The organism is Streptomyces sp. SP18CS02 (assembly GCF_036322365.1).
Taxonomy (GTDB): Bacteria; Actinomycetota; Actinomycetes; order Streptomycetales; family Streptomycetaceae; genus Streptomyces.
In genome coordinates this window covers 319,381-344,841 of record NZ_JAQYXC010000297.1, presented here as the reverse complement: position 1 = coordinate 344,841, position 25,461 = coordinate 319,381, and the positions used below count along the sequence as shown (strand labels likewise).

General features: G+C 77.1%; 1 protein-coding gene and 1 pseudogene. Both read right to left on the bottom strand.

What is annotated here, in order from left to right:
* Positions 1 to 7,840, bottom strand: a pseudogene (locus PUR26_RS30115) (type I polyketide synthase); the annotation flags it as partial.
* 209 nt (positions 7,841 to 8,049) lie between these two features.
* Positions 8,050 to 25,344, bottom strand: coding sequence for an SDR family NAD(P)-dependent oxidoreductase (locus tag PUR26_RS30110; RefSeq protein ID WP_329877206.1), 17,295 nt, complete (start codon positions 25,342 to 25,344; stop codon positions 8,050 to 8,052).
* Positions 25,345 to 25,461: the final 117 nt, after the last annotated feature.

The following is a 25,461-nucleotide window of genomic DNA, read 5'->3' as shown; positions in this document are numbered from 1 at the left end:
CGTCCGGGCCGCGACGGCTGGTCAGCAGCAGGCCGCGTACGCCGTGCGCGGTGACGAGGTGCCGGGCCAGGAGCGCCCCCAGGGCGCCGGTGCCACCGGTGATCAGCACCGTGCCGTCCGGGTCGAGCCGGGCGGACCCGGTGGTGACAGCGGGGACGGGGGTACGGGCGGGGTCCGTGCCGGCCGCCTCCGCGAGGTCCGTGCGGGAGGTGCGCGCCGGCGCGGTCGGCGGACGGTCCGCCGGGGCCAGCCGGGGTACGGAGATGACCCCCTCGCGCAGGGCGAGCTGGGGCTCGCCGGTGGTCAGCGCCGCGGGCAGGGCCCGCCACGAGGCGTCGCCGCCGTCCACGTCCGCGACGACGATCCGCCCCGGGTACTCGGCCTGGGCGGCCCGCGCCAGGCCCCAGACGGCGGCCTGCGCCGGGTCGCCCAGCTCCTCGTCCGGGGAGCACGCGACGGCGCCTCGGGTCACCAGGACCAGCTGCCCCCCGCCCTTCGCCAGGCGGTCCTCGCCCAGCCACGAGCGCACGGCCTCCAGCGCCCGCGCGGCCGCCGACCGGGCGGAGTCCGCGTCGCGCGGCTCCTCGACGGGGACCGGCACGAGGACGTGGGAGGGGGTCTCGCCGGACGCGAGCGCCGCTTCGGCGAGCGCGGCGAAGGTGGGATGAGGGCCGGCCGGGACACCGGGACCGCCGGGCCGGTCCGCACCCGGCCCCGGAGCCTGAGCCGGGTCCCGCTCACGGTCCAGGTCGAGGTCCAGGTCCAGGCCGAGGTCCGCCAGGTCGTCGGCGAGCCCCTTGACGAGGTCGTCGACCGCACCGCCGTCGGAGCCGGTGCCGGACCCCTCGCTCGCGAGCGCCGGCGGGACCGTCGTACCCAGCCACGCGAGGGCGGCCGGGCGCTCCCGCTCCGGCGTGGGCAACGCGGTCCAGTCGAGCCGGTACAGCCGTGCCTCGCCGTCGGCGGGGGCGAGGTGCCGGGCGGAGGCCCGCCTCGCCATGAGCCGTTCCACGCCGGCCACCGGGTCGCCCCGGCCGTCGGCGATCTCCATCGTGACCGCGCCCTCGCCGGCCGGCGCGATGCGCACCCGCACGGCCGTGGCCGCCGCGGTGCGCACCCGTACGCCCGCCCAGGAGAACGGCACCGCCGCGCCCGCCTCGGAGGTGAGCCCGTCCATGGCCGCCGGATGCTGCGCCGCGTCCCACAGAGCGGGATGCAGGGCGAACCGGCTCGTGTCGGCTCCCTCGGGCAGGGCCGCTTCGGCGTAGAGCACCTCGCCGTCGCGCCACACGGCCCGCACGCCCCGGAAGAGCGGCCCGTACCGCACCCCGGCGGCCTCGAAGGCCCGGTACAGGCCGTCCGTCTCCACCGGGACGGCGCCCTCCGGGGGCCACCGGGTCAGGTCATGGCCGGGCGCCGTGTCGCCGGCCGCCAGCGCGCCGTCGGCGTGCAGGGTCCACTCCCCCGCGTCCGTACCGTCGTACGGGCGGGCGTAAAGGCTCAGGGAGCGCGAACCGTCCGCGGTGTCGTCGGGCTCGCCGACGAGGAGCTGGAGTTCGATGTCGTCGCCGGCGCCCGGTACCAGCGGGGCGTGCAGCGTCAGCTCCCTTACGACCCCGCAGCCGACCGCCTCGGCCGCCTGCACCGCCAGCTCCAGGAAGAGCGTGCCGGGCACGACCGTGGCACCGAACACCTCGTGCTCGGCGAGCCAGGGAACCGCCTCCACCGACAGCCGGCCGGTGCACAGGAAGCGGTCGCTGTCCCCCAGCCGCACGGCCGTGGTGAGCACGGGGTGCCCGTCGGCGCCCGGGGCCCGCTTGGCGACACCGCGCCGCGGCCAGTACCGGCTGTGCTGGAAGGCGTACGTGGGCAGCTCGACGGGCCGGGCCGCACGGCCCGCGAACACCTCGCGCCAGTCGACCGGGAGCCCCCGGGCGTGCAGGGCGCCGGCCGCGAGCAGCAGCGACGCCTCCTGGGGGCGGTTCCCGCGCTGGGCCGCCAGGAAGACGCCCCGCCCCTCCAGGCATTCGGCGCCCATGGAGCTGAGCACGCCCAGCGGACCCACCTCGACGAAGACGGTGGCTCCGGCCTCCTCCAGGTGGTGCACGGCGTCCTCGAAGAGGACGGTACGGCGGACGTGGTCGACCCAGTGGCCGGGCGAGCACAGCTCCTCGGCCGTGGCCGGCCGTCCGGTGAGCGTGGAGACCAGGGGGATACGGGGGGCGTGGTACGTCAGTGTCCGCGCGATCCGTTCGAACTCGTCGAGCATCGGCTCCATGAGCGGCGAATGGAAGGCGTGGCTCACCCGCAGCCACGACACCCGCCGGCCGCGCTCCCTGAGCACGTCCACGGCCTCGGCGACCGCGTCCCGCTCTCCGGACAGGACGGTCGCCCGGGGCCCGTTGACGGCGGCGAGGGACACCCGCCCGGACGCGCCCGGCAGGTCCGCCAGCACCTCGCCGGCCTCGGCCGCGCCCGCCTCGACCGCGGCCATCGCCCCGCCGGCCGGCAGCCGCTGCATCAGCCGGCCGCGCGCGGCGACCAGTTCGGCCGCGTCCTCCAGCGAGAACACGCCCGCCACGTGCGCGGCCGTGATCTCCCCCACCGAGTGTCCGGCGAGGAGGTCCGGGGTGATCCCCCAGGACTCCAGCAGCCGGTGGAGCGCCACCTCGAAGGCGAACAGGGCGGGCTGCGCGTATCCGGTCCGGTCGACGAGCTCTGCACCACCGCCGTCCTCCGCGTCCTGCCCGGCCCCCTCCGGCCCGCTCCGGGCCCCGGTGAAGACCAGCTCGCGCAACGGCCGGTCCAGGTGCGGGTCCAGTGCCGCGCAGGCCGCGTCGAAGGCCTCGGCGAACACCGGGAAGGCGGCGTGCAGTTCCCGCCCCATCCCGAGGGTCTGGCTGCCCTGTCCGGCGAAGAGGAAGGCCGTTCTGTGCCCCTCCCCCGCCTCCGCGCGGACCACGTCCGCGGCGTCCTCGCCCCGGGCGAGGGCCGCCAGCGCGGACAGCGTCTCCTCGCGGCTCCCGGCGAGCACCACCGCGCGGTGCCGCAGCCGGGCGCGGGTCGTCGCCAGCGACCAGCCGACGTCGAGCGGCCGCAGCTCCGGCCGGGCCGTCAGGTGCTCGGCCAGCCTCAGCGCCTGCCCGCCCAGCGCCTCCGGGCTCTTCGCGGAGAGCGTCCAGGGCACGACACGGTCCTGGCCGGCGGTGTCCGCCGGGTTCCGCGCGTCGTCGGGCGCGGCGGCGGACGGCGGCGCGGCGGCGGGCAGTTCCGCCAGGTCCGCCGGGGGCTCCTCGATGAGGATGTGCGCGTTGGTGCCGCTGATCCCGAACGACGAGACACCGCCCCGGCGCGGGCGTCCGCCGCGCGGCCAGGGCCGGGCGTCGGTGAGCAGCCGCATCGCACCGGACGACCAGTCCACGTGCGGGGTCGGCTCGCTCACGTGCAGGGTCTTCGGCAGCCGCTCGTGGCGCATGGCCTCGACCAGCTTGATGATGCCCGCGACACCCGAAGCGGCCTGGGTGTGGCCGATGTTCGACTTGAGCGAGCCCAGCCACAGAGGGTCCTCGGCCGGGCGCCGGGCACCGTAGGTGGCGAGCAGCGCCTGTGCCTCGATGGGGTCGCCCAGCTTCGTCCCCGTACCGTGCGCCTCCACCGCGTCGACGTCCGCCGGGGAGAGTCCCGCGTCCGCGAGGGCGTGCCGGATGACGCGTTCCTGGGCGGGTCCGTTGGGCGCGGTGAGGCCGTTGCTGGCGCCGTCGGAGTTGATCGCGGAGCCGCGCACCACCGCGAGGACCCGGTGGCCCTTGCGCCGGGCGTCGGAGAGCCGCTCCACGAGCAGGACGCCGACGCCCTCGCTCCAGCTCGTCCCGTCGGCGTCGGCGGAGAAGGAGCGGGCCCGGCCGCCCGGGGAGAGCACCTTCTGCCGGTTGAACTCGGTGAACAGCAGCGGGCTCGTCATCAGCGTGACGCCGCCCACCAGCGCGAGCGAGCAGTCGCCGCGGCGCAGCGCCTGGGTCGCCCAGTGCAGCGCGACCAGCGAGGAGGAGCACGCCGTGTCGACCGTGACGGCGGGGCCTCCGAAGCCGAAGGCGTACGCCAGGCGCCCGGACAGGACGCTGGCGGTGTTGCCGGTCCCGATGTACCCCTCCAGGTCGTCCCTGCCGGTGGCCAGCACCCTCGGGTAGTCCTGGCCGTTCGTGCCGACGAAGACGCCGACCTGGCCGCCTCCGGCCACCGACCCGGGGTCGATGCCACCGCGTTCGAACGCCTCCCACGCGGTCTCCAGCAGCAGTCGTTGCTGCGGGTCCATGGCCAGCGCCTCGCGCGGGGAGATCCCGAAGAAGCCGGCGTCGAAGTCGGCGACCGTGTCGATGAAGCCGCCCTGCCGGGCGTAGGTCGTGCCGGGCCGGTCCGGGTCCGGGTGGTACAGCTCGGCGAAGTTCCAGCCGCGGTCGGCCGGGAAGTCGCCGATGACGTCGGCCTCCTCGGCCAGTACGTCCCACAGCTGCTCCGGTGAGCGCACGCCGCCGGGGAAGCGGCAGCTCATGGCGACGATCGCGATCGGCTCGGACCCGGCGTCGTGGCGCGGGACCGGGCCGGCGCCGGAGTGCGGGCCCTGGTCGGGCGCGGTGTCCGTGAGGGCGAGCAGGTGGCCGGCGACGGCACGCGGGGTGGGGCGGTCGAAGACCAGCGTCGCCGGGAGCCGCAGTCCGGTCGCCTCGCCCAGCCGGTTGCGCAGCTGGACGGCGGTGAGCGAGTCGAGCCCGAGCTCCTGGAAGCTCTGGTCGGTGCCGACCGCGTGGACGTCCGTGTGGCCGAGGACGGTGGCGACCTGGGTGCGGACCAGGTCCAGGACGAACTCCCGGCGCGCGCCCGGCTCCAGTTCCCGCAGCCGCGTCGCCACGGCGCTCCGCAGGGCCGCCCCAGGCCGGGAGGGGGCTCCCCCGACCCCCTCCTCCCGCGGTGCGTCGTCGTCCGGCCCGGGGTGTGCGGCGTCCGGCCGTGCGGTGCCGTGCGCCGCCGCGTCGCCCCCGGCCGTGGCGGAGGCGAGTGGCGCGGTCTCCTCGTCCCCGGCCAGCCAGAAGCGCGTGCGCTGGAAGGCGTACGTGGGCAGATCGACGCGGCGCGCGTCGCCGAAGAACGCGTCCGCGTCCAGCCGTGCGCCGCCCGCCAGGGCCTCGGCCACGGAGGTGGCGAACCGGAAGAGGGTTCCGTCGCCGCGGTGCAGGGAGCCGACGGCCACGGCACGGGCCTGCGCGTCCTCGATGGTCTCCTGGAGCGCCTGGGTGAGCACCGGGTGGGGGCCGCACTCGATGAACAGGTCGAAACCGTCGTCCAGCATGGCCCGGGTGGCCTGCTCGAACCGGACCGGATCCCGCAGGCTCCGGTACCAGAACGCGGCGTCCTGACCGAGCGGCTCCAGGAGCCCGCCGGTGGCCGGGGAGTAGACCGGCAGGCGGCCCGGCCGGGGCGACACGGGCGCGAGGTCGGCGGCCAGCGCGTCGCGGACCGCCTCGACCTCGGGCGAGTGGGAGGCGTACTCCAGCGGGACGCGCCGGGCCCACACACCGGCCGTCTCGCACTGGGCGCGCAGTGCGTCCAGGGCCTCGACCGGCCCGGCGACCACCACCGAACGGGGGCCGTTGACGGCGGCGACCACCAGGGCACCGCCCCACGGCGCCAGCCGCTGCCGTACCTCCTCCTGCGGTGCGGAGACCGACAGCACCCCGCCGCGGCCCGCGATCGAGGCGAGCGCCCGGGCGCGCAGCGCCACCACGCGCGCCCCGTCCGACAGGGACAGCGCACCGCTGACGGTGGCGGCGGCGATCTCGCCCTGCGAGTGTCCGACGACGCCGGAGACCTCGACGCCGCAGGACTCCCAGAGCGCGGCCAGGGAGACCATCACCGCCCACAGCGCGGGCTGGACGACCTCGGTGCGCTCCGGCGGGGGCGTGCCGGGCGCCCCGCGCAGCACGTCGCGGAGGTTCCAGTCCACGAAGGGCCCGAGCGCCTCGGCGCACTCGTCGATCCGCCGGGCGAACACCTCGGAGGTGTCGAGCAGTTCCCGGGCCATCCCGGTCCACTGCGAACCGGTGCCGGGGAAGACGAGGGCGGCCTTGCCGGAGCCGGCGAGGGACCGGACGACCCGGGGGACGGCCTCGCCGGCCGCCAGGGCGTCGACGCCCGCGAGGAGTTCGTCACGGTCCCGTCCGACGACCGCGGCGCGGTACGGGAAGCCGGTGCGGGTGCGCACCAGCGACCAGCCGACGTCCGAGGGACGCAGCGCGGGGTGGGCGCGCAGATGGGCGGCCAGACGGCCGGCCTGGCCGCGCAGGGCGTCGGCGCTCCTGGCGGACAGCGTCCACAGGGGCAGGCCCAGGGCGGTGGGGGCCGGCTCGCCGGACGTGCGCTCGCGCTCCGCCGACGGCCCGTCGGCGGATCCGGCCGGCCGGGGCGCGTCCCCGGGCGGCCCGTCGGCCGCACCCGGCCCGGGCTCGGACGCCTGTTCCAGCACGACGTGGGCGTTGGTGCCGCTGATCCCGAACGCGGAGACGGCGGCCCGGCGCGGCTCGCCGGAGTCGGGCCACGGCCGGGCCTCGGTGAGCAGTTCCAGCGGCCCCGACCGCCAGTCCACGTGCGGGCTCGGCTCGTCGGCGTGGAGCGTCGCGGGCAGGGTGGCGTGCCGCATCGCCATCACCATCTTGATGACCCCGGCGACGCCCGCCGCGGCCTGGGTGTGGCCGATGTTGGACTTCAGCGAGCCCAGCCACAGCGGCCGGCCGGCCGTGCGGTCCTGCCCGTACGCCTGCTGGAGCGCTTGCGCCTCGATGGGGTCGCCGAGCCGGGTGCCGGTGCCATGCGCCTCCACGACGTCGACCTGGGCGGGCAGCAGGCGGGCGCTGTCCAGGGCCTGCTGGATGACGCGCTGCTGGGCGGGGCCGTTGGGGGCGGTCAGGGCACCGCTGGCACCGTCCTGGTTCACCGCGCTGCCCCGCACGACGGCCAGCACCGGGTGGCCGTTGGCGCGGGCCGTGGAGAGCCGCTCCAGCAGCAGCAGACCGGCGCCCTCGGACCAGCCGGTGCCGTCGGCCCCCGCCCCGAACGCCTTGCAGCGTCCGTCGGGGGCCAGGCCGCGCTGGCGGCTGAAGCCGACGAAGGTGGCCGGGGTGGCCATCAGGGACACCCCGCCCGCCAGGGCCGTCTCGCAGTCGCCCTGGCGCAGGGCCTGGATCGCCAGGTGCAGGGCGACCAGGGACGAGGAACAGGCGGTGTCGAGGGTGACGGCCGGGCCCTCCAGGCCGAAGGTGTACGCCAGGCGCCCCGACGCGACGCTGCCGGAGCTTCCCGTGCCGAGGTACCCCTCGGTGTCCTCGGTGGGGCGCCGGACACGGCTGCCGTAGTCGTTGTACATCACCCCGGCGAACACCCCGGTACGGCTGCCGCGGACCTGCTCGGCGGGGATGCCCGCCCGCTCGAAGGCCTCCCAGGCGATCTCCAGCAGCATGCGCTGCTGCGGGTCCATGGCCAGCGCCTCACGGGGACTGATCCCGAAGAAGGCGGGGTCGAAGTCGGCGTAGCCGTCGACGAACCCGCCGTGCCGGGTGTAGGAGGTGCCGGTGTTGTCCGGGTCGGGGTGGTACAGCGCGTCGAGGTCCCAGCCGCGGTCGGTGGGGAAGCCGGAGACGGCGTCATGGCCGTCGGCGACCAGCTGCCACAGCTCCTCGGGCGTGCGGACGCCGCCGGGCAGCCGGCAGCTCATCGCGACGATGGCGATGGGCTCGTGCGCCGCCTCCTCGACCTCGTCGAGGCGCTTGCGGGTCTGCTGCAGATCGGCTGTCATCCACCGGAGGTAGTCGACAAGCTTCTCGTCGTCGGCCATCGGGAAGAACCTCACTCGTCGTCAAACGCTGTAGGGGTACGTGCGGGGAGGGCGGCGCCCGGGCCGGGAGTGGCCACGGGGAGCCGGGGGCCGGGGCCCGGGGCAGGTCCGCGAAGGGGTACCGGCGACGGTGACGGGGCTTCGCGGGCCCGCTTCGCGGACACGGCCTAGGGCCTTCTGAGGTTCTTGTCGATGAAGGCGAGCAGTTCGTCGGAGGTGGCGGTCGCCAGACCGTCGTCCAGGGCCGGTCCGGTGGCGGGCGCCGGTCCGGTGGCGGGCGCGGAGTCCCCCTGCCATCCGGACAGCAGCGTCTTCAGCCGCAGCTCCAGCCGGGCCCGCAGGTCCGGGTCGGGCGGTGCGGCGGCGAGCGACCGTTCCAGCCGGTCGAGTTCGTCGAGCGGCGAGCCGGGGGCGGTCGGCGAGCCGGGGCCGGGCGCCATGCCGCGCTCGTACTCCGTGCGCAGGTGCCCGGCCAACCGGGCGGGGGTCGGATGGTCGAAGACCAGCGTGGTGGGCAGCCGGAGGCCGCAGAGCTCGCCCAGCCGGTTGCGCAGCTCGACGGCGGTCAACGAGTCGAAGCCCAGGTCGAGCAGGCCGCCGTGTGCCTCGACGGCCGTGTGGGAGGACCGGCCCAGCACCCTGGCCGCCTCGCGGCGCACCAGGTCCAGCAGCAGGTGCTCGCGCTGCTCGGACGAGGCTGCCGCCAGGCGCGAGCGCCAGGCTTCGGCGGGCGCCCGCCCGGCGGCGGCCTTCCGTCGTGCGGCACGCGGGAAGCCGGTACCGGAGCCGGTCCCGGTGTCCGCCCCCGGCTCCGGGCCGGCCCGCCGGCCCGTCACCTCGTCCAGGACCGGTGCGAGCGTGCCCTGCCGGGCCTGGTCGCGCAGGGCGGCCCGGTCCAGGAGGACCGGGGCGAGCACGGGGGTGCCCCGGCCCGTCGCGGCGTCGAAGAGGGCCAGGGCCTCGGCGTGGCCGAGGGCGGCCACCCCGGACCGGGCCATCCTGGCCCGGCCGGCGTCACCGAGTTCGCCCGCCATGCCCCGCGCGTCCTCCCACCAGCCCCAGGCCAGCGCCGTGGCCGGCAGGCCCTGGGCGTGGCGGTGCAGGGCGAGGGCGTCCAGGAAGGCGTTGGCTGCGGCGTAGTTGCCCTGCCCGGCCGCGCCGAGGGTGCCGGCGACGGACGAGAAGAGCACGAACGCGCTCAGCGGCTGGTCCCTGGTCAGTTCGTGCAGGTGCCAGGCCGCGTCCGCCTTGGGCCGCAGGACCCGTTCGACGCGCTCCGGCGTCAGCGACTCCAGGACTCCGTCGTCCAGCACCCCGGCGCAGTGCACCACGGCGGTGAGCGGCCGGTCGGACGGCACCGAGCCGAGCAGCAGGGCGAGACCGTCGCGGTCGGCGACGTCGCAGGCCGCGATCCGCACCCGGGCGCCGAGCCGGGTCAGTTCGGCGGTCAGCTCCGGCGCGCCGGGGGCGGCCTCACCCCGCCTGCCGGTGAGCAGGAGGTGGCGCACGCCGTGTGCGGTGACGAGGTGCCGGGCGACCAGCGCGCCGAGCGCGCCCGTGCCGCCGGTGATCAGCACGGTGCCGGCCGGACCGAAGGGGGGCGCGGCGGGCGTCTCCCCGGGGCCGTCCGCCGTGGTGAGCCTGGGCACGGTGACGGCGCCGGCGCGGACGGCCGACTGCGGCTCCCCCGACAGGACGGCGTCGGCCAGCGCGTCGGCGGAGGAGGGTTCCCCGTCCGTGTCGACGAGCACCACCCTGCCGGGGTGCTCGCTCTGCGCGGAGCGCGCCAGGCCCCAGACGGCGCTCGCGGCGAGGTCGTCGGCCCGGTCACCGGGTGCGGCGGCCACCGCGCCGCGGGTCAGCAGCACCAGCCGGGAGGCGGCCAGGCGCGGTTCGGCCGTCCAGGCCCGCAGCAGTTCCGCGGCCCGGACGACGGCGCCGCGGACCTCCTCGGGCCGGGTCCGGTCGCCACGCGGCGCCGCCCCGGGGCCTGCCGTGGCGCCGGTGGCCCACACCAGTGCGACGTCCGGCGCGGGAGCGCCGCCGTCGAGCGCCGCGAGGAGCGCGTCGAGCCCGGCGTAGGGCACCGCCCTCTCGCCGGCGAAGGTCGTGGCCACCGGATCCGTACCGGGTTCCGTGCCGGAGTCCGTACCGATGACCGCCCAGGAACCGACGTGCCGCGGCGGGCCGGACGGCAGCGGGCGCCAGTCGACGCGGTACAGCGAGCCGTCCCGGTCGTCGTCCGCCGGTGCGGCGGGGCGCAGCAGCAGCGAGCCGACGGAGGCGACGGGCGCTCCGGACGGGTCCGCCAGCTCCAGCGACAGGGTGTCGTCGCCGTTGCCGGTCAGCCGTACGCGCAGGCTGTCCGCGCCTTCGGCGTGCAGGGCGACGGCGTTCCACGTGAACGGCAGCCGGGGCGCCTCGGCGGCGGCCGGGGAGAGCAGCGCCGCGGCGTGCAGGGCCGCGTCGAACAGCGCGGGGTGCAGGCCGAACCGTCCGGCCCCGGCGGCCGCCCGCTCCGGCAGGTCCACCTCGGCGAACACCTGGTCGCCGTGGGCCCATGCCCGGCGCAGGCCCCGGAAGGAGGGGCCGTACTCGACTCCGGACGCCGCGAGCCTCTCGTAGAGGTCCTCGACCGGCAGGGGCGCGGCGCCCGGCGGCGGCCAGGCACCGGCGAGGGCGCCGGTGGAGGTGTCGGCAGCGGACGTGCCGGGGCCGGCGGTGAGCACTCCGGTGGCGTGCAGGGTCCACGGCTCGCCCTCCGCCGCCTCCTCCCGGCGCGCGTACACCGACAGCGGGCGCCGTCCGGCGTCGTCGCACTCGTCGGCCTTCACCCGCAGTCGTACGCCGCCCAGCGCGGGCAGGACGAGGGGGCTGCCGACGGTGAGTTCGGCCAGCCGGCCGCAGCCCAGCAGCGATCCGGCCCGCAGCGCCAGTTCCACGAAGGCGGTACCCGGCAGCAGCACGTCGCCGCGCACGCCGTGGTCGGCCAGCCAGGGGTGCGACGCGAGGGACAGCCGTCCGGTGAACAACAGGCCGTCGGAGTCGGGCAGTTCGACGAGGGCGCCCAGCAGCGGATGCCCCGGCGTGTCGAGTCCGGCGCCCGCCATCCCGGCCGCCGCTCCCCCGCCCGCGCCACCGGCCGCGTCGGCCCCGGCCGTCCCGTGGACCCCTTCGCCTCCTTCGCTTTCGCCGGCTCCGTCGGTTTCGTGCCGCAGCCAGAAACGTTCCGGCCGGAAGGCGTACGTCGGCAGGTCCACCCGCCGCGCCCCGGTGCCCTCGAAGAAGGCCGGCCAGTCGACCGCCGCACCGCGCACGTGCAGCCGGCCCACCGCGTCCGCCAGGGCGTCCGGTTCGGGACGGTCGCGCCGCAGCGCCGCCACGGCCGCCACGGCCGGGTCCGCCTGGGCCGCGGCGAGGGTGCTCAGCGAGCCGTCGGGCCCGATGTCCAGCAGGGTCCGCGCCCCGTCGTCCACCAGGCGCCGGACGGCGTCGTGGAACCGCACGGGCAGGCGGACCTGCCGTGCCCAGTGGTCCGGGGACCCCAGCTCCTCGGCGGTCGCGGGGAGCCCGGTGACCGTGGAGACGATCGGGATGCGCGGCTCGTGGAACGTCAGGCCCCGCGCCACCTCGCGCAGCCCGGCCAGCATGGGGTCCATCCGCGGCGAGTGGAAGGCGTGGCTGACGCGCAGCCGGGTGGTCCGGTGGCCGCGCCCGGCCAGCCGTCCGGCGACGGCCAGTACCGCGTCCGTGGCGCCCGACAGCACCACGGCCGACGGGCCGTTGACCGCGGCGACGGCCGCCCCGTCGGTCAGCAGCGGCACGACCTCGTCCTCGGTGGCCTCCACGGCGACCATCGCGCCGCCCGGCGGCAGGGCCTGCATCAGCCGGCCCCGGGCCGTCACCAGGACGGCGGCGTCCGGCAGGTCCAGCACCCCGGCGACATGGGCGGCCGCCACTTCCCCCACCGAGTGACCGGCCAGCACGTCGGGCCGCACGCCCCAGTGCTCCAGCAGCCGGAACAACGCCACCTCGACCGCGAACAGGGCGGGCTGGGTGTACTCGGTCCGGTCGAGCTGGGCCGCCTCGTCCGAGCCCTCCTCGGCGTCGATCACCTCGCGCAGCGGCCGGTCGAGGTGCTTGTCCAGCTCGGCGCAGACCGCGTCGAAGGCATCGGCGAACACCGGGTGCGCCGCGCGCAGCTGGCGTCCCATGCCCGGGCGCTGGCTGCCCTGGCCCGCGAACAGGAAGGCGAGGCGGCCACCGGTCGTGCGGCCCACCGCGTCCCCGGGCGAGTGGGTCCCCTCGATCAGTTCGTCCAGCCGGTCGAGGAGGTCCTCGCGGGTGGCGGACACGAGGGCCGCCCGGTGCTCGAAGGCCGTACGGGTGGTGGCCAGCGCGTGACCGACGTCGAGCGGTCGCAGGTCCGGCCGCTCGTCGAGGCGTGCGCGCAGCCGCTCGGCCTGGTCCCGCAGCCCTTCGGCGGTACGGGCCGACAGCAGCCACGGCACGGCGGTGCCGGACCGGGCCCCACGGGGGGCCGGTCCGGCGGGGGCGGCCGGCTCGGCCGGGGCCTGTTCGAGGATGACGTGGGCGTTGGTGCCGCTGATGCCGAAGGAGGACACACCGGCCCTGCGGGGCCCGCCGCCGGCCGGCCAGGGCGTGTCGCGGGTGAGCAGCGACGCCGTGCCGGCCGACCAGTCGACGTGCGGGGTCGGTTCGTCGACGTGCAGCGTCCTGGGCAGGGCTCCGTGGCGCATCGCCATCACCATCTTGATGACCCCGGCGACGCCCGCCGCGGCCTGGGTGTGGCCGATGTTGGACTTCACCGACCCGAGCAGCAGCGGCCGGTCGGGCGAGCGGTCCCTGCCGTAGGCGGCGAGCAGGGCGTGGGCCTCGATCGGGTCGCCGAGGGCGGTGCCCGTCCCGTGTGCCTCGACGGCGTCCACGTCGGCGGGTTCCAGTCCGGCGGCGGCCAGCGCCTGGGCGATCACGCGTTCCTGGGAGGGGCCGTTGGGCGCGGTCAGGCCATTGCTGGCGCCGTCCTGGTTGACGGCGGAGCCGCGTACCAGCGCGAGGACCCGATGGCCGTTGCGGCGCGCGTCCGAGAGCCGTTCCAGCAGCAGGACGCCGACGCCCTCGCCCCAGCCGGTGCCGTCGGCGGCGGCCGCGAAGGGCTTGCAGCGCCCGTCGGGCGCGAGGCCGCGCTGGCGGGAGAACTCGATGAACGGCGTGGGTGTCGCCATGACCGTGACACCGCCGGCCAGCGCCAGCTCGCTCTCGCCCGACCGCAGGGACTGCACGGCCAGGTGCAGCGCCACGAGCGACGACGAGCAGGCCGTGTCCACCGATACGGCCGGGCCTTCGAGGCCCATCGTGTAGGCCACCCGGCCCGACGCCACGCTGCCGGCGGTGCCGGAGCCGAGATAGCCCTCGACGTCCTGGGGCACCCTGCGCATCCACGAGCCGTAGTCGTGGTACATCACCCCGGCGAAGACGCCGGTGCGGCTGCCGCGCAGGGCCGCCGGGTCGATGCCCGCCCGCTCCACGGCCTCCCAGGAGCTCTCCAGGAGCAGCCGCTGCTGGGGGTCCATGGCGAGGGCCTCGCGTGGACTGATCCCGAAGAACTCCGCGTCGAAGTCGGCGGCGCCGCGCAGGAACGCGCCGTGACGGGCGTAGCTCTTGCCGGGCCGGCCGGGGTCGGGGTCGTAGAGGCCCTCCAGGTCCCAGCCCCGGTCGGCCGGCATCCCGCCGACCGCGTCGGCTCCCCTGGCGATCAGGGCCCACAGCTCTTCGGGGGTGGTGACGTCGCCGGGGTAGCGGCAGGCCATGGCCACGATGGCGATCGGCTCGTCGGCCGCTGCCGCCGGTGCCGTGGCCGGGCGCCGGCGGTCCTGCTCGCGTCCGGACGCCTCGGCGCCCAGCAGTTCGGTGGCGAGGTGTGCGGCGAGCTCGTGCGGGGTGGGGCGGTCGAAGACCAGCCCGGCGGGCAGGCTCAGCCCGGTGAGCGCCCCCAGCCTGTTGCGCAGTTCGAGCGCGGTGAGGGAGTCCATGCCGAGCTCCGAGAACGCCCTGGTGTCCTGCGTGCTGTCGAGCGGGTCGAGCCCGAGGACGGCGGCGGCCTCCTCGCGGACCAGGTCCGCCAGGAACCGTTCCCGCTCGGTGCCGTCCATCGCCCGTACCCGCCGGGCCAGTCCGCCCTCCGGGGCGCCGGCCGGGGCGGGGCCGGACGGGCGGGGGGCGGCGCCGGGCGCCGGGGCCGGGCGCACCAGGCCGCGCAACAGCGGCGGTACGGACCCCCGCGCCTGTTCCGGCGCGGTGAGGTCGAGGCGTACGGGGGCGAGGACCGGCTCGTCGGCGGCCAGCGCCGCGTCCAGCAGCGCGAGGCCCTCCTCGGCGGGCAGGGGCAGCACACCGGTCCTCGCCAGCCTGGCCAGGTCGCCCTCGCCGAGTGCGGCGGTCAGTTCGCTGCGCTCGCGCCACAGACCCCAGGCGAGCGAGGTGGCGGGGAGCCCCTGTGCCCTGCGCGTGACGGCGAGGGCGTCGAGGAAGGCGTTGGCGGCGGCGTAGTTGCCCTGGCCCGCGGAGCCGAGGAGTCCGGCGGCCGACGAGAACAGCACGAAGGCCGACAGGTCCAGGTCCAGGGTCAGTTCGTGCAGGCGCCAGGCCGCGTCGGCCTTCGGGCGCATCACGTGCTCCACGCGCGCGGGGGTGAGCGATCCGATCGCGCCGTCGTCCAGGGCTCCGGCCGCGTGCACGACGGCCGTCAGCGGATGGGCGGCGGGGACGGTCGCGAGCAGGGCTCCCAGCGCGTCCCCGTCGGTGACGTCGCACGCGGCGAGGGTGACCCGCGCGCCCCGTCCGGTCAGCTCGTCGCGCAGCTCCGCGGCGCCGTCGGCGTCGGGGCCGCGCCGGCTGACCAGCAGCAGGTGCCGTACGCCGTGTCCGGCGACGAGGTGCCGGGCGACGAGCCGGCCGAGCAGTCCGGTCCCGCCGGTGATCAGGACGGTGCCGTTCGGGTCGATCGGGCGGCGCTGCCGCGCCGCCGGGCCGGTGACCCGCGCGAGGCGCGGTACGTGGACCGTTCCGGCGCGCAGGGCCGCCTGGGGTTCGTCGCCCGCCGCCACGTCGGGCAACGCGCGCAGCGAGGCGTCGGTGCCGTCCAGGTCGACCAGCACGAACCGGCCGGGGTGTTCGGTCTGGGCGGAGCGCAGCAGGCCCCATACGGCGGCGGCCGCCGGATCGGCCGTCTCCGCCGGTGTCACGGCCACCGCCGTGCTGGTCGCCAGCACGAGCCGGGCCTTCTCCAGGCGGGGGTCCGCGAGCCATTCCCGGGCCAGTGCGAGCGCCCGTGCGGCCGTCTCCCGGGCCCGATCCGCGGGGGTGCCGGCCGGATCGCCGGCGTCCGGGCGGGCCGTGGCGAGGACGAGGCCGGGCAGTGCGGCGCCTTCGTCGAGCGCGCGGCGCAGGGCGGCCAGGTCGTCGTGGCGGCGCGCAGGCCCGTCGGCCGCCCTGCCGCCGGGCACCGGGCCGTCCGCGCCGAGCACCGCCCAGCGGGGTGCCGCGGCCGGTCCGGGCGCCGGCCGGGCGGGGGCGGCCGGCCAGGTGAGGCGGTAGAGGTCGGTGTGGCCCGTGTGCGGGCGGCCGGCCGTCAACTCGTCGGGGAGCGGGCGCAGGACGACGGACCCGACGGCCGCGACCTGCCGCCCGTTCTCGTCGTACGCGGTCAGCGCGGCCTCGCCGGGGCCCGAGGTCGTGAGCCGTACGCGCAGGCCGGCCGCCCCTTGGCGGGTCGTCGTCACGTGCTGCCAGGTCCATGGGAGCAGGGCGGGGGACGAGCGGTCCGCGACCAGACCGATGGTGTGCAGGGCGGCGTCGAGGAGGGCGGGGTGCAGCCCGTACCGGCCGGCCTCGGCGCGCTCGGTCTCGGCCAGGGCGGCCTCCGCGAAGACGTCGTCGCCGCGCCGCCATGCCCGGGTCAGGCCCTGGAAGGCGGGGCCGTAGCCGTATCCGCGGCGGGTCAGGCGCTCGTAGAGACCGCTCACGTCGACGGGGGTGGCGCCGGGCGGGGGCCACTCGGGGGTGCTGTCGCCCCCCAGTGCCTCCGGGTCCCCGTAGGCACCGCACGCGTCCGGGTCCTCTGCCGTGTCGGAGGGCCGGGCCGACGCGAGCAGGCCGGTGGCGTGGTGCGTCCACGGCGGCTCGGTGCCCGTGCCGCCGGCCTCGGGGGCCCGGGCCGCGCCGAGGGCGGTGTCCTCGGGGCGGGAGTGGATCCGCACGGCCCGCCGTCCGGTCGCGTCCGCGGAGCCGACGGACACCTGGAGGGCGACGCCCCCGCTGGGCGGCAGGACGAGCGGAGCCGTCACGGACAGTTCGTCGAGCCGGGCGCGGCCGACCTGTTCGCCGGCGCACAGGGCGATCTCGACGAAGGCCGTGCCGGGCAGCAGGACCGTGCCGGCGACCTGGTGATCGGCGAGCCAGGGCTGTGACCCGCCGGACAGACGGCCGGTGAGCAGGTACTCGTCGGAGCCCGCGAGGCGCAGCACCGAGGACAGCAGCGGGTGGTCCAGCGGCCGCCCCCCGCCGGCCCCGGAACCCCCGGCGGCGGCCTGCGCCTTGGGCGCGTCCAGCCAGTACCGCTTGCGCTGGAAGGGATACGTGGGCAGCTCCACGGGCCGGACGTCGGCGCCGTCGAACACCGGGGCCCAGTCCACCTCGGCGCCCCGGACGAAGTCGTCGGCGAGGGAGGCGACGAGGCCCGCCGTCCCGGTGCCGCCGGCGTCGGCGATCCCGTGGACGGCCGGGGTCACGACGCCCTCGGCGCCGGAGGCGACGGCGTCGAGGCCCGCGAGGAGCTCCGCGCGCCCGGCGCCGACGACCACCGCGCGGTGCTCGAACACCGCCCGGGTGGTGGCCAGCGCGTGGCCGATCTCCGTCGCGCCCAGCTCCTCGCGGCCCGCCACGAAGGCGGCCAGGCGCGCTGCCTGGGAACGCAGTCCCTCGGGGGTGCGGGCCGACAGCGCCCAGGGGACCGTCCGCCGCTCGTCGGCGCCCGACCGCTCGGCGCCCGACCGCTCGGCGCCGGGCGCGGGCGCGGTGGTGGGCGCGTCGGTGCCGGGCTCCTCGATGATCACATGGGCGTTGGTGCCGCTGATGCCGAAGGAGGAGACGCCGGCCCGGCGGGGCCGTTCGCCGCCCGCCCAGGGCAGGTTCTCGGTCAGCAGGGACACCGCGCCCGCCGACCAGTCCACCTGCGGTGTGGGTGCGTCGACGTGCAGCGTCCTGGGCAGCACGCCGTGGCGCATCGCCATCACCATCTTGATGACCCCGGCGACACCGGCGGCCGCCTGGGAGTGCCCGATGTTCGACTTCAGCGATCCGAGCCGCAGCGGACGACCGGCCGGCCGCTCCTGGCCGTAGGTCGCGATCAGGGCCTGCGCCTCGATGGGGTCGCCGAGCCGGGTGCCGGTGCCGTGCGCCTCGACGGCGTCCACGTCCGCCGGCGACAGCCCCGCGCCGGCCAGGGCCTGACGGATGACCCGCTCCTGGGAGGGGCCGTTGGGCGCGGTCAGACCGTTGCTGGCGCCGTCCTGGTTGACGGCGGAGCCGCGTACCACCGCGAGGACCCGATGGCCGTTGCGGCGCGCGTCCGGGAGCCGTTCCAGCACCACGACGCCGACGCCCTCGGCCCAGCCGGTGCCGTCGGCGGCGGCCGCGAACGCCTTGGAGCGCCCGTCCGTCGACAGTCCCCGCTGGCGCGAGAACTCGACGAAGACACCGGGGCCCGACATGACCGTCACCCCGCCCGCCAGGGCGAGGGAGCACTCCCCCTGCCGCAGCGACTGCGCCGCCAGATGCAGCGCCACCAGCGACGACGAGCAGGCCGTGTCCACCGATACGGCCGGGCCTTCGAGGCCCAGCGAGTACGCCACCCGGCCCGAGACGACGCTGGCCGCGCTGCCGGTCAGGACGTATCCGTCCGCGCCGCCCGCCGGCTCCGAGAGCCGGGGGCCGTACTCGCCGCCCGACGCTCCGACATAGACACCGGTGTCCGTGCCGCGCAGCGCCGTCGGGTCGATGCCCGCCCGCTCCACGGCCTCCCACGAGGTCTCCAGGAGCAGCCGCTGCTGGGGGTCCATGGCGAGGGCCTCGCGCGGGCTGATCCCGAAGAACGCCGCGTCGAAGTCGGCCGCGTCGTAGAGGAATCCGCCGCTGCGGGTGTACGTCGAGCCGGTCCGGCCGGGCTCGGGGTGGTACAGCCGCTCCACGTCCCAGCCCCGGTCGTGCGGCAGGTCGCCGATGGCGTCGCCGCCCGAGACGACGAGATCCCACAGCGCGTCGGGCGACGCCGCCCCGCCGGGGTAACGGCAGGCCATGCCCACGATCGCCACCGGCTCGTCGGCCGCGAAGGCCGCTCCCGCGACCGGGGACGCCGCGGCGCCCTCGCCGGTGAGCCGGGAGAGGACGAACCGGGTCAGCGCCCGGGGGGTGGGGTGGTCGAAGATCAGGGTGGACGAGAGCCGCAGGCCCGTCGCCGCGTTCAGGCGGTTGCGCAGGTCCACCGCGGTCAGCGAGGTGAGGCCCAGTTCCGAGAACACCCGCTCCTCGCGGACGCGTTCGGGCGAGGCGAACCCGAGGACGGCGGCGACGGCGCCGCGCACCAGTTCCGACACCGCCCGTTCGCGCTCGGCCTCGTCGAGTCCTGCCAGCCGCCGCTCCAGGGCCTCGCCGCCGGTCTGCCGGGCGCCCGGGGCGAGCCCGGCGGCCAGGGCCTCGGGCAGCGCGTCGAACAGGGGGCTGGGACGGGCCGCGGTGAAGGCGGGGAGGAACGTCTCCCAGTCGACCCCGGCCACGGTGACGCAGACGTCGTCGCACTCCAGCGCCCGGCCCAGGGCGGCGAGCCCGGCACCGGGGTCGATCCCCCGCAGGCCGATCCGTTCGAAGCCTCCCGCGACGGCCGCGTCAGCCGCCATCCCGGCGCCCTCCCAGGGGCCCCAGGCGATCGAGGTCGCCGGCAGGCCCTCCGCGCGGCGGCGCTCGGCCAGGGCGTCCAGGTACGCGTTGCCGGGGGCGTAACCGCCCTGGCCGGGCAGCCCCCAGGTGGCGGCCACGGACGAGAACAGCACGAAGGCGGACACCTTCCACCGCCGGGTCAGGACGTCGAGGTGGTGTGCGGCGGTGGCCTTGGCGCGCAGCGCCCCGTCCAGCTGGGCGGGGGTCAGCGACTCGACGAGGGCGTCGTCGAGCCGGCCCGCGGCGTGCACCACCGTCGTCAGCGGGAGGTCCTCCGGCACGCCGGCGAGTACGGCCTCCAAGGCGTCGCGGTCGGCGGCGTCGCACGCGGCGATGGTCACCCGCGCCCCGAGGGCGGTCAGTTCCTCCCGCAGCCGGCCGGCCCCCGGAGCCCGCTCGCCCCGGCGGCCGACCAGCAGAAGGTGCTCGGTCCCGGCGGCGGCCAGCCACCGCGCGACCTGCGCTCCCAGCGCGCCCGTCCCGCCGGTGACGAGTGCGGTGCCGCGGGCCGCGACACCGCGGGCGGGGCGGGCCGGGGTGTGTGCGGCCTCGGCGCCGCGGCGGGCGGCGGCCCGCTCCAGGCGCCGGGCGAACACGCCGAGGGGCCGCACCGCGACCTGGTCCTCGGCGCCGGGGCCGGCCAGGAGACCGGCGAGGTGGGCGGCCGAGGCGTCGTCCGCCCGCTCGGGCAGGTCGACCAGACCGCCCCGGCGTTCGGGGTGCTCCAGGGCGACGATCCGCCCCAGGCCCCACACCTGGGCCTGTTCGGGACGGCGCGTGGGGTCCTCGACGCCGGTCGACACGGCGCCGCGGGTGGCGTACCAGAGCGGGGCCTCGATCTCCAGGTCGCCGACCGCCTGGGTCAGGGCCAGCGTGGCCGCCAGTCCGCTGGGTACGGAGGCGTGTGCGGCCAGATGGCCGTCGGCGAGGGCGAGCAGGGAGAGGATGCCGGCGGGCGCCGCGCCGTCGAGCTCGGCGCGCAGCCGCTCGCCGATGCGCTCCCGGCCGGCCCCCGGGTCGATCTCGACGGGGCGTACGTCCGCGCCGCGTGCGCGCAGCGCGCGCAGCGCCGCCTTCGCCCACGGGCCGCCGTCCGGGCCGGGCGGGACGGCCACGAGCCAGGTGCCGGGCACGCCGACGGCGGGTGCGGGCGCGACCCTGCGCCAGGTGACGCGGTAGCGCAGGGCGTCCAGGGCGGAGTCCGCGCGTCGCCGGCCGCGCCATGCGGAGAGCACGGGCAGTGCGGCCGACAGGGCTTCGCCGGGGGGCCCGTCTCGGTCGGAGCCGAGCTCATCGGCGAGGGCGTCCAGGTCGCCCTGCTCGACGGCGGCCCAGAAGCGTTCCTCCGCCCCGTCGGGCCCGGCCGAGGGGCCGGTGCTCCGCGGCTCGGGGGCCTCCAGCCAGAAGCGCTCCTTGCGGAAAGGGTAGGTGGGCAGCTCCGCCGGGCGCGCGTCCGTGCCGGCGAACACCACGTCCCAGTCCACCTCGGTGCCGTGGAGGAAGTCGTCGGCGACGGACGCCATGACGCCCCGGGCGTCACCGCGCCCCTCGGTGGTCTCCCCCGGTGCGGCCGGGGTCACGACGCCCTCGGCGCCGGAGGCGACGGCGGCGAGGCCCGCGAGGAGCTCCGCGCGCCCGGCGCCGACGACCACCGCGCGGTGCTCGAACACCGCACGGGCGGTGGCCAGCGCGCAGGCCACGTCGAGCGGGCGCGGCGCGGCGTCCGACAGCAGGTGCGCGCTGATCCGCAGGGCCTGCTCGCGCAGCGCCTCGGGGGTCCTGGCGGACAGCACCCACGCGAGGACCGGGTCGGTCCCGTTGGGTGCGTCGGCGGTGTCCGGGAGCGGCGGCGCCGGCTCGGACCGGCTGTCGGCCGGCTCGTCGGCAGCGCCGGGTTCCTCCAGGATGACATGGGCGTTGGTGCCGCTGATGCCGAAGGAGGAGACGCCGGCCCGGCGGGGCCGTTCGCCGCCCGCCCAGGGCAGGTTCTCCGTCAGCAGGGACACCGCGCCCGCCGACCAGTCGACGTGCGGGGTCGGTTCGTCGACGTGCAGCGTCCTGGGCAGCACGCCGTGGCGCATCGCCATCACCATCTTGATGACCCCGGCGACACCGGCGGCCGCCTGGGAGTGCCCGATGTTCGACTTCACCGATCCGAGCCGCAGGGGGCGGTCCTCGGGGCGGCCCCTGCCGTACGCCGCCAGCAGGGCCTGCGCCTCGATGGGGTCGCCGAGCCGGGTGCCGGTGCCGTGCGCCTCGACGGCGTCCACGTCCGCCGGCGACAGCCCCGCGCCGGCCAGGGCCTGGGCGATCACCCGCTCCTGCGCGGGGCCGCTGGGGGCGGTCAGACCGTTGCTGGCGCCGTCCTGGTTGACGGCGGAGCCGCGTACCACCGCGAGGACCCGATGGCCGTTGCGGCGCGCGTCCGAGAGGCGCTCGACCAGCAGCACGCCGACGCCCTCGGCCCAGCCGGTGCCGTCGGCGGCGGCCGCGAACGCCTTGCAGCGCCCGTCCGTCGAGAGTCCCCGCTGGCGCGAGAACTCGGCGAACGTACCGGGCGTCGACATGACCGTCACCCCGCCCGCCAGGGCGAGGGAGCACTCCCCCTGCCGCAGCGACTGCGCCGCCAGGTGCAGCGCCACCAGCGACGACGAGCAGGCCGTGTCCACCGATACGGCCGGGCCTTCGAGGCCGAAGGTGTACGCCAGCCGGCCGGAGGCGACGCTCGCCGCGCTGCCGGTGAGCAGGTGGCCGTCGGTGCCCTCCACCGCCTCGTGCAGGCGGGGCCCGTAGTCGGGCGCCATCAGGCCGGTGAACACGCCGGTACGGCTGCCGCGCAGCCGCTCCGGATCGATCCCGGCCCGCTCGAACGCCTCCCACGCCGTCTCCAGCAGCAGCCGCTGCTGCGGGTCGGTGGCCAGCGCCTCGCGCGGGGAGATGCCGAAGAACTCCGCGTCGAACCGGTCGGCGTCGTGCAGGAAGCCGCCGTGCCGGGTGTAGGAGGTGCCCGAGCGCTCGGGGTCGGGGTCGTAGAGGGCGTCCAGGTCCCAGCCGCGGTTGTCCGGGAAGCCGGTGATGGCGTCCCGTCCCTCGGCGACCAGGCGCCACAGGTCCTCCGGGCCGGTGACGCCGCCGGGGAAGCGGCATGCCATGCCCACGATCACCACGGGGTCGTCGGTCGGGACGGCGGGGGCGGCCGCGGATGTCCGGGGGACGGCCTGCCGGGTGCCGAGGAGCTCGGTCAGGAGGTGGGCCGCCAGGGCGTGGGGGGTGGGGTGGGCGAAGACCGCCGTGGTGGGCAACCGCAGTCCGGTCGCCGCGTTCAGCCGGTTGCGGAGCTCCACCGCGCCGAGGGAGTCGAAACCCAGCTCCTTGAAGGCGCGGGCCGGGTCGACCGTCGTGGCGGAACCGTGTCCCAGGACGGCGGCCGTCTCGGTACGTACGAGCTCCAGCAGCAGCACGTCCCGGTCGGCCTCGGGCGCGGCGGTCAGCCGCTGGGCCAGGGACCGGCGGGGGTCGTGCGCGTCCAGGGGCGCAGCGGCGGCCGGGGAGGGCGCGGGCCCGTCGGGGGCCGCCGCGGGGGCGGTGGCGGACGGCAGCCAGTACGGCTCGCGCTGGAAGGCGTACGTGGGCAGGTCGACCGGCCGGCCGTCGCCCAGGGCCGGGCTCCAGTCGACGGCCGCTCCGGCCACGTGGGCCTGGGCCAGCGAGGTCAGGACGCGGGCCCGGTCCCCCTGTTCACGGCGGAGCGTGCCCACCACGGCCGCCGGGTCCCCGGGGGTGGTGGCGAGGTCGATGGTCTCCTGGACGCCGACGGCGAGGACCGGGTGCGGGCTGGACTCGACGAACAGCCGGTGCCCGTCGGCGAGCAGGGCGCGCAGGGTCTCCTCGAACCGTACGGTCCGGCGCAGATTGCGGTACCAGTAGGCGCCGTCCAGGCCGGTGGTGTCGGCCATGCGGGCGCCGGTCACGGTCGAGTAGAAGGCGGTGCCGGTGGCGGGCAGCGGGGTGATGTCGTCGAGGGCGGCGAGCAGTTCGTCGCGGACGGCCTCGACCCCGGGCGAGTGCGAGGCGTAGTCGACGTCGATCCGCCGGGCCCGTACCCCTTCCTCCTCGTAGGCGGCCAGCAGGTGGTCCAGTACGCCGGGCTCGCCGGCGATCACGGTGGAGGACGGCCCGTTGACGGCGGCCACGGCGACGCTGCCGTTCCAGGGGGCGACGCGGTCGGCGACGTCGGCGACCGGCAGGGGTACGGAGACCATGCCGCCGGTCCCGGCGAGCCGGGCGAGCGCCTGGGAACGCAGGGCGACGATCTTGGCCGCGTCCCTCAGCGACAGCACCCCGGCCACCTGCGCGGCGGCGATCTCGCCCTGGGAGTGGCCGACCACCGCGTCCGGCACGACGCCGTGCGCCTTCCACACCTCGGCGAGCGAGACCATGACCGCCCACAGCGCGGGCTGCACCACGTCGACCCGCTCCAGCGAGGGGGCACCGGCGTCGGCGCGCAGCACGGCCGTGAGGGACCAGTCGACGAACTCGGACAGGGCGTCCTCGCAGGCGGCGACGTGCGCGGCGAAGACGTCGCTGTCCTCCAGGAGGGCCCGGCCCATGGCCTGCCACTGGGAACCCTGCCCGGGGAAGACCAGGACCGTGCGGCCGCCGGTCCCGGGGCCCGTGCCGACGACGGCGTTCCTGGCCGACCGGCCCTCGGCGACGGCGGTGAGGCCGGCCAGCAGGTCCTCGCGTCCGGCGCCCATCACGACCGCGCGGTGCTCGAACACCGACCGGGTGGCCACCAGGGAGTGCCCGATGTCCGCCGGGTCCAGGTCCGGCCGGTCCGTCACATGGGCGGCCAGCCGGGCGGCCTGGGCCCGCAGCGCCCCTGCGCTCCGGCCGGACAGGACCCATGGCACGACGGTGCCCGGCTCCGCGGCGCAGTCCGCCGCCGGTGCGCGGCCGGCGGTGTGCGGGGCCTCGGACAGCACCACATGGCAGTTGGTGCCGCCCACGCCGAAGGAGCTGACGCCCGCGACGAGTTCGCGGCGCTCGTCGGGCCAGCCGGTCAGCGCGGTGTGGACGCGCAGGTTCAGCTCGTCCAGCGGGATGCGCGGGTTGGGCGTCTCGTAGTGGAGGCTCGGCGGCAGCCGGCGGTGCCCGATGCTCAGCGCGACCTTGATGAGCCCCGCGATGCCGGCAGCACCCTCAAGGTGGCCGATATTGGTCTTGACGGATCCAACATGCAGGGGGTTCACGCCTGCCGTACGGGGGCGGCCGAGAGCGGCCCCGAGGGCGGCGGCCTCGACCGGATCGCCGACCGGCGTCCCCGTGCCGTGCAGCTCGACGTACTGCACGTCGTCGGGGCGGGTCCCGGCGCGGGCGTGGGCCCGGCGGATGACGTCCTCCTGGGCGCGCGGACTGGGGGCGGTGAGCCCGTCCCCGCCGCCGTCGTTGTTCGTCGCGCTGCCGCGGATCACGCACAGGACCCGGTCACCGTCGGCGAGGGCCCGGTCCAGGGGCTTGAGGACCACGAGGCCGCCGCCCTCGCCGCGTACGTAGCCGTTGGCGCGCGCGTCGAAGGCGTGGATGCGCCCGTCCGGGGACAGGCCGCCCATCGTGGCCGCGGTGACCGCGTTCTCCGCCGCCAGGGCCAGGTTCACCCCGCCGGCCAGGGCCAGCTCGCTCTCGCCGCGCCTCAGGCTCTCGCAGGCGAGGTGGACCGCGACGAGCGACGAGGACTGCGCCGAGTCGACGGTCAGGCTGGGGCCGCGCAGACCGAGGCCGTACGACACGCGGTTGGCGATGATGCCCCGCTGAAGACCCGTCAGCCAGTGGCGGGTGACCTTGCCGGTGCCCTCCCGGCGCAGCAGGGTGGCGTAGTCGTCCCAGATCGCCCCGACGAAGACACCGGTGCGGCTGCCCTCGATCCGCTCGGGGACGATCCGGGCGTGCTGGAGCGCCTCCCAGGCCAGCTCCAGGACCAGCCGCTGCTGGGGGTCCATCGCGAGCGCCTCGCGGGGGCCGATCCCGAAGAAGGCCGGGTCGAACCCGGTGACCGTGGACCAGTCGAGAAAGCCTCCGTGCCGGGTGTCGGCCCGGCCCGGGGCCTGGAGGTCGCCCTCGCCGTACAGCGCGGCGGCGTCCCACCGTTCGGTGGGCGTCGGGACCACGGCGTCGACACCGTCCCGCAGGAGCTCCCAGTACTCCTGGGGGGACGACGCCCGGGGCAGCCGGCAGGCCAGACCGACGATCGCGATCGGAGCGTCCGCCGTCGGACCCGCCGGGTCGAGGGCGCCCGAGGGAGCCGATGGACCGGACGGATCGAACGGACCGCCCAGCCGCGCACGCGGACTGCGCCCGGACCGCCCGGACCGCTCGGTCCCCTCGGCCCGTCGCGGCCGCTCGGGCCGTCCGGTGGCCCGGCCGCCGTTGTCGCCGTTTCCGCCGTCCATGAAGCCGACTCCCCCGTTTTCGTTCGGAGCAGCCCTGATCGGTGACCGGCGCTCCTCGGACTGCACTCTGTCTTTCCGGGCGGCGTCCCGCGCGCGTTCCGGACAGTGTTGAGCGGC

Bases quoted from the DNA above. Each gene is read 5' to 3' on its own strand.
- PUR26_RS30110 (WP_329877206.1), bottom strand. From the start codon at position 25,344: ATGGACGGCGGAAACGGCGACAACGGCGGCCGGGCCACCGGACGGCCC.